Source organism: Edaphovirga cremea (assembly GCF_003332275.1).
GTDB classification, from domain to species: Bacteria; Pseudomonadota; Gammaproteobacteria; order Enterobacterales; family Enterobacteriaceae; genus Edaphovirga; species Edaphovirga cremea.
Window position 1 is genome coordinate 35,902 of record NZ_QOVA01000010.1, and the last position, 10,741, is coordinate 46,642.

8 protein-coding genes, 1 tRNA gene and 2 pseudogenes are annotated in these 10,741 nt (G+C 48.4%); 6 read left to right on the forward strand and 5 right to left on the reverse strand.

Annotation, left to right across the window (positions count from 1 at the left end; genetic code table 11):
• Positions 1-30 precede the first annotated feature (30 nt).
• The 4 genes and pseudogenes from DRI82_RS14755 to DRI82_RS14770 all read left to right on the forward strand — a co-directional run.
• Entirely contained in the window at positions 31-2,109 is a 2,079-nt protein-coding gene (locus DRI82_RS14755) for an ABC transporter permease (RefSeq protein ID WP_114194679.1), read from the forward strand.
• A gap of 16 nt (positions 2,110-2,125) precedes the next feature.
• Positions 2,126-3,199 carry a ferric ABC transporter ATP-binding protein gene (gene fbpC / locus DRI82_RS14760; protein WP_114194680.1) on the forward strand — a complete coding sequence of 358 codons (1,074 nt, stop codon included), beginning with the start codon at positions 2,126-2,128 and terminating at the stop codon, positions 3,197-3,199.
• Between the two features lie 184 nt (positions 3,200-3,383).
• Positions 3,384-3,459: transfer RNA gene (locus tag DRI82_RS14765), tRNA-Asn, on the forward strand.
• 161 nt (positions 3,460-3,620) lie between these two features.
• Positions 3,621-3,954, forward strand: a pseudogene (locus DRI82_RS14770) (Arm DNA-binding domain-containing protein); the annotation flags it as partial.
• 144 nt (positions 3,955-4,098) lie between these two features.
• Here the strand turns inward: DRI82_RS14770 and DRI82_RS14775 are convergent.
• From DRI82_RS14775 to DRI82_RS14790, 3 genes and pseudogenes are all read right to left on the reverse strand, one after another.
• Positions 4,099-4,431, reverse strand: a complete 333-nt coding sequence (locus DRI82_RS14775; RefSeq protein WP_114194681.1) for a type II toxin-antitoxin system PemK/MazF family toxin — start codon at positions 4,429-4,431, stop codon at positions 4,099-4,101.
• Positions 4,432-4,689, reverse strand: coding sequence for an AbrB/MazE/SpoVT family DNA-binding domain-containing protein (locus DRI82_RS14780; protein ID WP_029991546.1), 258 nt, complete (start codon positions 4,687-4,689; stop codon positions 4,432-4,434).
• Positions 4,690-5,041: 352 nt separating this feature from the next.
• Positions 5,042-5,146 (reverse strand): annotated as a pseudogene (locus DRI82_RS14790) (helix-turn-helix domain-containing protein); the annotation flags it as partial.
• Positions 5,147-5,748: 602 nt separating this feature from the next.
• Here DRI82_RS14790 and DRI82_RS14795 point away from each other — a divergent pair.
• Together DRI82_RS14795 and DRI82_RS14800 are read left to right on the forward strand one after the other, a co-directional pair.
• Positions 5,749-6,165, forward strand: coding sequence for a winged helix-turn-helix domain-containing protein (locus tag DRI82_RS14795; protein ID WP_114194682.1), 417 nt, complete (start codon positions 5,749-5,751; stop codon positions 6,163-6,165).
• Between the two features lie 45 nt (positions 6,166-6,210).
• On the forward strand, positions 6,211-6,858 hold the full coding sequence (locus tag DRI82_RS14800; protein WP_114194683.1) for a helix-turn-helix domain-containing protein: 648 nt from the start codon (positions 6,211-6,213) through the stop codon (positions 6,856-6,858).
• Positions 6,859-7,089: 231 nt separating this feature from the next.
• Here the strand turns inward: DRI82_RS14800 and DRI82_RS14805 are convergent, their stop codons facing one another.
• Together DRI82_RS14805 and DRI82_RS14810 are read right to left on the reverse strand one after the other, a co-directional pair.
• Positions 7,090-8,265, reverse strand: coding sequence for a beta-barrel domain-containing protein (locus DRI82_RS14805; protein WP_114194684.1), 1,176 nt, complete (start codon positions 8,263-8,265; stop codon positions 7,090-7,092).
• Between the two features lie 5 nt (positions 8,266-8,270).
• Complete coding sequence (locus DRI82_RS14810) at positions 8,271-10,520, reverse strand: type I secretion system permease/ATPase (RefSeq protein WP_114194685.1); 2,250 nt, start codon at positions 10,518-10,520, stop codon at positions 8,271-8,273.
• Between the last annotated feature and the right edge of the window lie 221 nt (positions 10,521-10,741).

Consider the following 10,741-nt stretch of genomic DNA (forward strand, 5'->3'; position numbering starts at 1 on the left):
CTGATTTTTTACATACACTGAGGGAATCCCATGTCTCATTCATTAGCTCTGCGTTCCGCGCAGAGCCGGGATACTGTATTCATTTGGCTGGGTATTTTGTTGGTAGCCTATGCGCTGCTGCCCGCCTGGAGCCTGGATTACGGCATTCAGGAATCGTCCGGCGAAGAGATTTTCGCCGCTTACGGTTGGTCCGGTCTCAACGTCAGCCTGTTATGGCTGCTGCTGCCGATGGCTTTGCTTTTCAGGCCACTGATCCCCGCTGGTCGGGAGCACCGCAATCGCCATGTGTTTGATGCCGGGTACGCCCTCTTCTGCGCACTGTTCATGTTGGTGAGCGCCACGCTGATTGGCCGCGGCCTGGGTTATGCCAGTATCGGGATGTTTATCGCACTGGGCGCGATCATCACTCTCGCCCTGTCCCGGCTGGAATGGCTCGGCGGCGATCGCTTTGTTCTCGGATCGCTGGTGTGCATCGTTGCGCTGATCGGCGTATTTATCCTCTACCCAAGCATCGCCATTTTTATTCCGATGTTCACCAATGATGTGGGCGAGTTCGCACCGTTGCAATTTATGGTGGTTCTCGGTCAGTCGCATATTCTGCAGGTGATTTGGAACTCCTTCATGCTGTCGATTGCCGTGGGCATCGGCTGTACTTTCTTTGGCCTGGTTCTGGCGATCTATACCACCCGCATCGCCAAGCGCTCCGCGATTATTGGCCGCGTGTTCTCGATTCTGCCGATTGTTACCCCGCCATTCATCGTTGGTCTGGGTGTCACACTGATGATGGGACGCTCCGGGTATGTCACCGAGCTGATGGTGACGTGGTTTGGCCTGACCAACACCAACTGGCTGTATGGTTTCACCGGTATCTGGCTGGCGCAGGTGCTGGCGTTTACCCCGATGGCCTTCATGATCCTCGATGGCGCGATCAAAACCATTCACCCGTCGCTGGAAGAGGCATCGTATACGCTGCGCGCCAACCGCTACCAGACTTTCCGCCGGGTATTCCTGCCGCTGCTGAAACCGGCATTGGCCAACGCATTTTTGATTGTGATTGTGCAATCCCTGGCCGACTTCAGTAACCCGCTGGTGTTGGGCGGCAACTTCGACGTTCTGGCGACCCAGATCTACTTCTACATTACGGGCGCACAGCTTGACTATCAGGCGGCCAGCACCCTCGGTGTAATTCTGTTGGTATTCTCACTGCTGGTATTCTGCATCCAGTACATGTGGATCGGTAAACGTTCATACGTCACGATCTCCGGTAAATCCACGCGCGGTGATGTACAACCACTGCCGGTCTCAATGGTATGGATCGTTACCGCGATTCTGGCGATATGGGTCACATTCAATGGCCTGCTCTACGGCAGCATTTTCTACGGCAGCTTTACCGTCAACTGGGGCGTGGACTACACGCTGACGCTGGATAACTTCACCAACCTGTTTGGTCGCGGATTCAGTGACGGTGCCTGGCCATCGCTGATCGATACGCTGCTGTTCGCCGGTATTGCCGCGCCGATCACTGCGCTGTTCGGCTTGTTGATTGCCTATATCGTAGTTCGCCAACAGTTCCGCGGTAAAAAAACCATCGAGTTCACCACCATGCTGTGCTTTGCCGTTCCAGGCACCGTGGCGGGGATCTCGTATATTCTGGCGTTCAACAGTGCGCCGGTTTATCTGACCGGTACCGCCGCGATCGTCATCATCTCCATGGTAATGCGTAATGTGCCCGTCGGTATCCGCGCCGGTATTGCCGGTCTGGGGCAACTGGATAAATCACTGGATGAAGCCTCGCTCAGCCTGCGCGCCGGGTCGATGCGCACGGTGATGTATATCCTTCTACCGCTGCTGCGTCCGGCAATTCTCTCCGCCCTGATTTACAGCTTTGTGCGCGCTATCACCACCGTCAGCGCCATTGTCTTCCTGGTTACGCCGGATACCCGTGTCGCCACGGCGTACATCCTCAACCGGGTCGAGGATGGGGAATACGGTGTGGCCATTGCCTACGGCTCAATTCTGATTGTGGTCATGCTGGCCATTATCTTCCTGTTTGACTACCTGGTTGGTGAAGCGCGTGTTGCCCGCTCAAAAGCCAAAACCAACCAATAATCATGGAGTGACGACGGTGAATAATCCTGTTCAAGAAAAAAACTTTGTAGAACTGAAACACGTCGCCAAACGTTTTGGTGATAACAGCGTACTGGAAGATTTGAGTCTGGCGATCCCCAAAGGTCATATGGTGACCCTTCTCGGGCCGTCCGGCTGCGGTAAAACCACCGTACTGCGACTGGTGGCCGGATTGGAAAAACCCAGCGACGGACGCATTTTTATCGACGGCGAAGACGTTACCGATCGCTCCATCCAGCAGCGTGATATCTGTATGGTGTTCCAGTCCTACGCGCTGTTCCCGCACATGTCATTGGGCGAAAACATTGGTTACGGATTGAGAATGCTTGGCCGACCCAAAAGCGAGATCCGCGATCGGGTACGTGAAGCACTGGCGCTGGTCGATCTGGAAGGATTTGAAGAACGCTACGTCGACCAGATCTCCGGTGGGCAACAGCAGCGCGTGGCCTTGGCGCGCGCGCTGATCCTCAAACCGAAGGTTCTGCTGTTTGACGAACCGTTGAGTAACCTGGATGCCAACCTGCGCCGCAGCATGCGTGAAAAAATCCGCGAATTGCAGCAGCAGTTCAACATTACGTCGCTTTATGTGACTCACGACCAGAGCGAAGCCTTTGCCGTGTCAGACACAGTGCTGGTCATGAATAAAGGCAAAATCATGCAGATGGGCGCGCCGCAGAATGTTTACCGCCAGCCGGTTTCGCGCTTTATGGCCAGCTTTATGGGTGACGCCAACGTATTCCCGGCAAAACTGCACGTCGACAGCGTCGAGATTTTCGGTTACCGCCTACCAAAACCCGATGGCTTCGCAGCGGGTTTGCAGGAGTGCACGGTGGGCGTGAGGCCAGAAGCGATCACACTAGGCTTGCAAGGCGAAGAGAGCCAGCGCTGCACAATCAGTCACGTCGCATATATGGGACCGCAATATGAAGTGACCGTCAACTGGCACGGACAATCACTGCTATTGCAAGTCAATGCCACCCAACTTCAGCCTACTGAGGGCGATCATTTTTATCTGCAAATTCACCCCTACGGGATGTTTGTGCTGGTGGATGAGAACGGCGACAAGATGTGATTGAGGTGAAAGTCAGGGCGGGATCACCGCCCTTTGACTTATATAAACGCCACCTTAAGAAATAGCGCATAAAATCGTCATAAAACAGCACGTTGACTAATGTTGCAGCAAACGAACGCCTTCAGGCATTGTCGGCTTTGACAAGCACGCCGCAGATAGCTATTATTCGCCCCGTTCACACGATTCCTCTGTAGTTCAGTCGGTAGAACGGCGGACTGTTAATCCGTATGTCACTGGTTCGAGTCCAGTCAGAGGAGCCAAATTCTTGTTTTCATGCATCCCTGCGAATCCTTATTTAATTCTGATTCAATGAGTTGGCATGAAAATCCTTCCCGATGTGTATTCATTTATCCGCATGCATCGGAAGAAATTGGTGGTCAGATCTGGGGTCTGTTCAGTTCGATGATGGAGTGACCCCCAAATGTCTCTTAATGATTCAAAAATCCGCAACTTAAAACCTTCATCTAAACCCGTAAAACTATCCGATTCACACGGTCTGTATCTGCTGATTAATCCCGGCGGTTCACGCATCTGTTATCTCAAATATCGCTTTAACAGAAAGGAATCCAGAGTCAGTCTGGGCGAATATCCGCTGGTTTCTCTCGCGGAGGCTCGGCAGCAGCGTGATATCTTGCGCAAACAACTGGTGCAGAATATCAATCCCGTGCAACAACGTATTGCTGAAAAACCGCAGCTTCACCGGAAAAATGTTTTAAATTCGTGGCGCTCGGCTGGCGCATAAGACCAACAAAAAATGATAGATTAATTCCGGATATCCAGCGCAGAAAGGAAAAACTGTTTCTACCTGAAAAAGAATTTTTAACCGCTTTTCGTTATGGAATTTAAAAAGCGAGGGCACTGTGCGTGATAGCACCCTCATTCAACTGAGATAAAAAGCATCAGGTCAGAATGGCTTCCAGTCTGGCCAACACTTCATTCACAATAGCGTTAGGTATACGTTCCAGTCGCTTGCCGTTTCGGGCCCCTATATCAATGGTTCTGGGCTGGTCGCAGCGAATGACACCCGTTGTTTTTGTTCCCGCTCCGTCCAGTGAAACAGTAAAACCGGCTGCACGGGCGAAGTTCCCGCCACTGGTGACGGGAACAATGACAGGTAACCGGGTCAACTTGTTGAACGATGCCGGAGAAACGATGAGTACCGGACGTTTTCCGCTTTGCTCGTGACCGGCAATCGGATCCAGTGAAACGAGCCAGATTTCCCCTCTGTCCATTTACAAGATCTCCTTACCCACCGCAGGCGCATCAATCCATTCCCGATCCTCTTCGCTCATTTCGGCGTGCGGATCGCACTGCGCCAGCAGTTCGTCAAGCGAATAGCGGGGGCGTTTTTGAGGTTCAATAATCAGGCAGCCATTATCAATGGTCATGCCCACTTCGCTGTCTGTCGACAGCGCCAGCGTTTTCAACACAGCGGGAGGAACCGCCAGCATGACGGATCCGCCGACTTTTTTCAGGCGAGTGGTATACATAGAGCACCTCCGAATATTATATTTTAATATAACATCCATGGTGGGTTGTGCGCAATTTTTAGTCAAATTCATTGTGGCTGGTTTCCTTAGCGTAACGAAGCGTGAAGAGAGCCTTAATCCATCCGAAAATAGATCCGGCAGTTTTCAAAGGCGACATTGCCGGTAAAAAGGCAACCGTCCTGATACATCAGGCGCTTCTTTCAGGTCATGAAGCATTTTGTGCAGGCGGGAGCTTAATTCGCGACAAAGAAGGCCGATGGTAGAAAACTGTTTTTGTGGTTCAAAGAATTATTACGAATCAGATAAACAAAATGCGGCGCAGCTTCCGAATCGGATCTGCGCCGTAGGGACATCAGCGATAGCGCGAAGGCCAGATTTGCTCTGGTGCTACACCCAGAGCTTCGGCAATCAGCCTTTCGCCTTTGGGCCAGTGCCACGTCAGTGCGTTTGCCAGCGTAAGTGTCAGCGCGCAAGCGCCTCATTATCGACTGGGAAATATATCGCCGGATAAATATCAACGACGATTAAGACAATGCCTAAATCGGTGTGTGAAATTACTTCATAATTATGCCGCCCGGCCTTATTTTCAAGAAAAATCCTATACATTTTTTATAAGAAACGCTTGATTAAAGTTAATTTTCATCGACAACTCAAGAATATGAAATATATGTAAAAGGTATTGCACGCCCTTGAAACCCTCAGGCAGGGTACGTGGTTATGTTTTCATTTTATTAAAAAAGTCAACTATTTCCACCAATACTTACAATAACTAATTTAAACAATCACAAACAATTTAAAATAGATACTATCACTATAAAGCAATAAAAATTACACAAAATATCAACACATTGACAAATACACTTTTAGATTATAAAATTATCAATTGCTGATAGAAACGAAAAGGCATTTATTAATTAGCATATCAAAAAAAGCATTTTAGCAGCGGCTGTTTTATTTACTACTTATCAAAAAACCACTTAAAACGCCTTCACATTAATACATACATTTACTTATGCACTGCTATCGATAGGAAGCTCATATACCAGCAAGGAGCACAACATGTTAAAAAAAGAAAATCTTTATGGATATATAATAAAATTTGATAATGGATACCATATCCAGGTTGATTTGTTATCCGGACAATTGCTGATGATACCCGTCACCAAAAAATCACAACCCCAGGTTATATCGGCAAAACGCACAAAAATGAAATTACTTTGCTATCTCCTTGAAAAGGCCAATAACAATTATGTAAGTAGGGAAGAGTTATTGCGAGAGGTTTGGGAAGCCAGCAATCTGAGTTCTTCCTACCAGCGATTATCACAGGTGACAACCAAACTCACGGAAGAGCTTTTATATCTGAATGCCCCTATCGACTTTATTATCTATTGCCGTGGAAAAGGTTACACCATCAACTGTAGCCAAATCCTTCGCCTACACTTTAATGCTATCAATTGTAATGAAATCAGCTCTTAACTTGCCGTCACAGGGATCTATAATCGTTAAGCAAAGGGATATAGTATGGGCAAAAACAGAACATTCAGAGTCGCCATTCTTGATGAAGATAAAATGAGCTGTTACGGCATGAGGATGCTGGTTGACAAAACATTCAGTGGTTGCGTGTTAGTCGATACGTTTTACATATTCGATGAATTAATAACCGCGTCTTTAACAAAAAAATGGGATCTGATTATCACCGGCATAGATAGTAAAGAATTTAGCATATTAGATTTTTTAATATGGTTAGATACGTTACACAGAAACAAAGAGGAGATCCCCAATATCCTTTTCTCACATAATTTTGGACTGAACCCATTCCCTATGGAGATTGTCAACTTTTACTCTCATAATATTTTTTGCAAAAATGACAGTATTCCTATTTTCCTCCACATGATAACCAATATCCTCTACGAGAAAAGTATCGCGAAGCCTAGTATACCAAGTATTACCAAAGCTGAATGCGAAGTGTTACTCGAACTCTCCATACAGAGAAGCGTACATTTTTTGAGCCAAACGAGAGGCAATAAAAGAAAGACGATCTACAGCCACAAAAACTCGGCGTTGAGCAAACTAGGTGTAAAATCAGCGAACCATTTTTTCGCAACCTACAATAGAAATCAAGTCGCCAGTTTGATGCAGCTTTCCTGTTTCATCGAGCAAAGTGAATAGATAGTACCGAGCGCAATATCACATATTATCATCTATGTTATATAAATAAGTGAATCAGTATCGCTGGCCTCTTTTTGCCAATGAGCTTTTCAAGCAATATTCGTAAATTAAAAAATGCTCTAAAACAACCAGACATTAAACACTTGACCGGTTGTTATATTCCATTGAAATTAGGTAAACATATTAAAAGCCGCAAACGCGGCTTTTAATATAAGAGGAGTTACTTTACGACTATCGCTCACGCAATGCTTCATTAGCCTTATTAAATGGTTTGAGAATATAGTCCAATATACTCTTACTGCCGGTACTGATATCGACGGTAGCGATCATGCCAGGAAAAATAGGGAAAGTGGTTCCAGACTTGTTTTTTAGAAAGCTAACGTCGGTACGGATATAAACTCGATAGTAGTAAACATCCCGTTTAACTTCATCCTGAATAGTATCCGGAGAAATGGTATCTACCACCCCGTTGATGCCGCCATAAATCGAATAATCATAAGCAGTAATTTTTACTATGGCCTTTTGCCCTGGATGAATAAAAGCCACATCTCTTGGTGAAATTTTGGCCTCAACCAACATCTGATCGTCCAAGGGTACCATCGTCATCAGTTTGCCATTCGGCGGGATCACGCCCCCCACGGTGGTCACTTCAATATCCTTTACAATACCGCGCACCGGTGACGTAAACTGTAAACGGGTGAGGGAGTCCTGACGCCCCAAGATCACCGATCGCTGTGCTTCCACTTCCGCATTGGCTTTTGCCAACTCTTCACGCGCACGTACGTAATATTGTGTTTTCAAGTCAGAGGATTTGCTTTGCATCTCATTAAGTTGACGTTGTAAACGCAAGACTTCTACGCTACTTGCCGCCCCCTGGCGCACCAAAGGTTGGGTCATCGCCAACTCGCGCTGGATTAATTCGATCCCCTGCGCCAATCCCTTCAAACTACTTTCCAGGCTTTCACGACGAGATTGATACAGTGCTGTCTCTGCATGGATCAGCACCGCTTCACTATCCAGTTCCGTAGGAAACGCCAATGGGGTATCGCTCACCTCTGCCTGCAAGCGAGCCGAGGTGGCCAGTGCGGCACGTAAACGTGACTGGCTCTCCTGTACACCTGATTCAGTTTTGGTGCGATCCAATTGCGCAAGGATCTGCCCTTTTTCAACGATATCCCCTTCTCGAACGCTGAGTTGATAGAGGATGCCGCCTTCCAGCGATTGAACCACTTGTTCGTGTACTGACGGCACAACTTTGCCGCTACCCGTTGTCACCTCATCAAGCTTGAAAAAATTAGCCCATGCCAGAAAGCCGAACAATAATGCACAAACCAACCATACCAATACACTCGAACGCGGTAACTTGTGTTCTATCAATATGTTGTTTCTTAATTTATTCTCTGACATGACTGCTACAATGCTCCCTGCTCTTTCCCGGCAAACTGTGCCTTTTTGGGCGCTATTGCTGGCTGTTCCACCGCTTGTCGGTAATGTTGCTGCAAGATGGTTTCTTTTGGTCCATCAAGCACGATTTTGCCGTTATCCAGCACAATGATACGGTCAACGATTTTGAGCATCGCCAGCCGATGAGTAGCGACAACCAGGGTACGATTCCCCATCCAATGATGCAGATGTTCGATAAGGTGCTGTTCGCTCATTTCGTCCAACCAGGCAGTTGGCTCATCCAACAGCAAAATATTGGGTTGCAGGATCAAATTACGCGCCAGAAGCAAAGCCTGACGCTGCCCACCGGACAGCCCATTGCCCCCTTCCATGATCATATAATTCAAACCATTTTTTTGCTTTTGCACAAAGCTCAGGGCACCACTCAGCATCAACGCCCGTTGAATATCCTCATCACTGGCCTGCGGTTTCCCCATGGTGATGTTTTCTCTGATGGAACCAAAGAACAGGCGTGCATTCTGGTTGAGCAATCCCATATCACGACGGACATCTGCCGGGTCCAGTTGATTGATGCTGATATTGTCAAGCAATACCTGCCCTTGCTGCACTGTCTGCATGCCGGAAAGCAATTGCAGCAAGGTGGATTTCCCTGCGCCGTTGCGCCCCAATACCGCGATTTTTTCACCCGCTTTAATATTAAGTTGAGCAATCGACAAATCGGCAATTTTCTCTTCTTCGTCGTAGTAGAACACCGTGTTTTTCAACACATAATTGCCATGTAGCACGGCTTTGTGTACTACCTTGTTGTTTTCCGGCATATCGGTAGGGCGCTGCATCAGTTCATCAAGTCCCTTACGGGCGACTTTGGCCTGCTGCCAGCGGGATAACACACCCGAGATCTGCGCCAACGGCGCAATGGTGCGTGAAGCCAGAATAGTCGTTCCCACCAGCGCACCGGTCGTCATATCGCCTGCCATGACCATATAGCAACCGATCAGGAGCACGACGGCATAAACGATTGATTGCACTTCCTGTGTCCAGGACATCAGCAAACTGGTGATAAAGCGCTGACGCATGCTGATCGTTGCCGCCACATCGTTACTGTTATTCCATTGGTTTTGAAAACGCTGCTCGGCCCGCATCAGTTTGATATCTTCAATCGACTCTACCGCCTCCACCAGCGTGGCATTACGTACGGCAGACTCACGCATCCCCTCATTGGAGAGGCGCGCCAAAGGGCGTTGAATCAACAGGCCGGGTATCAATAACAGCGGTAAGGCCAGCAGTACCACATACACCAACGGGCCGCCGATCATCCACAGAATAAAGGTAAACAGCAGGAAGAAAGGTATATCCGCCATCGCGCTGAGCGTGGTAGAGGTAATCAAGTCACGTATCGACTCCAGTTCCCTGATTTGTGAAATAAAAGAACCGGTTGATTTGGAGCGCGCATTATTCTTGATACGCAATGCATGCCCGAAAACGCGATCGGAAATACGCAGATCGGCGCGTTTCCCGATCATGTCAGAGATATGTACGCGCACCATGCGCATGGAAAACTCGAACAGAATGGCCAGCATCACGCCACCGAAAAGCACCCACAAGGTCGGCAAGGATTGCGCAGGCACCACGCGGTCATAAACCTGCATGGAAAATAACATACCCGCCAGAGCCAGCACGTTGGCAACCATCGAAGCCAACATCACATCGCCGTAACGCTTCCAGTCGCGCAGCGCAATGCTCCAAAACCAGTCTTTTTTGTAGGGCTTGATATAGTCATCGACGCGCGAATCCGGGAAGGATTGCAGTGGCCGCAAAATCGCCAGCGAAGTGATCCGCTCAAGAACCTCATCGGCAGGTAATGTGACTTCCAGCCCGGCATCACCGCTGAAAGCAACGCTGACATTGCCTTCATTATCCATTTTGTTCAGTACGCCGATCTGGCCTTTGCTGAACTCGGCAATCAACGGCATGCGCCACGGATCCAGCTTCAGTGAACGCACATCAATGAATACCAGAGCCATCCCCAGTTGACGTGCCATATCTTCCAGCAGCACATCCTTGGGCATCCTGCTTTCCCAAGTGATGGCAACGCGCACATTCTCCTCGGAAAAATCGAGACGAAAATGTTTGGCCACCAGGACCATCGCTGTCAGCCAAGGCTCGAATTGGGTATCAGACGCTGCCGCTGATGCAGATTGATTAGCACCGTCCGTGTTGCTGCCCACGGGTTCGGCAGAAAAAGTCTGATTAATCATGATTAACACATCCTGTATAAAACATCGTTTTGCTTCTTGCACAATTCGGCAAAGCTAAATCGGCCCCACTGCCATGCCAGGTATTATTCATAGCTGTATCTTGTTGATATCTTTACTTTATTGATAACTAACAATTTGAAATGGCGGATCCAATAACAGCGACCCGCCTGACTTCATCGTTTGGCAAAGAAATGGGCACAGTTCCCTGTGCCCGTATTATT

Bases quoted from the DNA above. Each gene is read 5' to 3' on its own strand.
- DRI82_RS14780 (WP_029991546.1), bottom strand. From the start codon at position 4,689: ATGTATACCACTCGCCTGAAAAAAGTCGGCGGATCCGTCATGCTGGCG.
- DRI82_RS14795 (WP_114194682.1), top strand. From the start codon at position 5,749: ATGTTAAAAAAAGAAAATCTTTATGGATATATAATAAAATTTGATAAT.
- DRI82_RS14810 (WP_114194685.1), bottom strand. From the start codon at position 10,520: ATGATTAATCAGACTTTTTCTGCCGAACCCGTGGGCAGCAACACGGAC.
- DRI82_RS14800 (WP_114194683.1), top strand. From the start codon at position 6,211: ATGGGCAAAAACAGAACATTCAGAGTCGCCATTCTTGATGAAGATAAA.
- DRI82_RS14775 (WP_114194681.1), bottom strand. From the start codon at position 4,431: ATGGACAGAGGGGAAATCTGGCTCGTTTCACTGGATCCGATTGCCGGT.
- DRI82_RS14805 (WP_114194684.1), bottom strand. From the start codon at position 8,265: ATGTCAGAGAATAAATTAAGAAACAACATATTGATAGAACACAAGTTA.
- DRI82_RS14755 (WP_114194679.1), top strand. From the start codon at position 31: ATGTCTCATTCATTAGCTCTGCGTTCCGCGCAGAGCCGGGATACTGTA.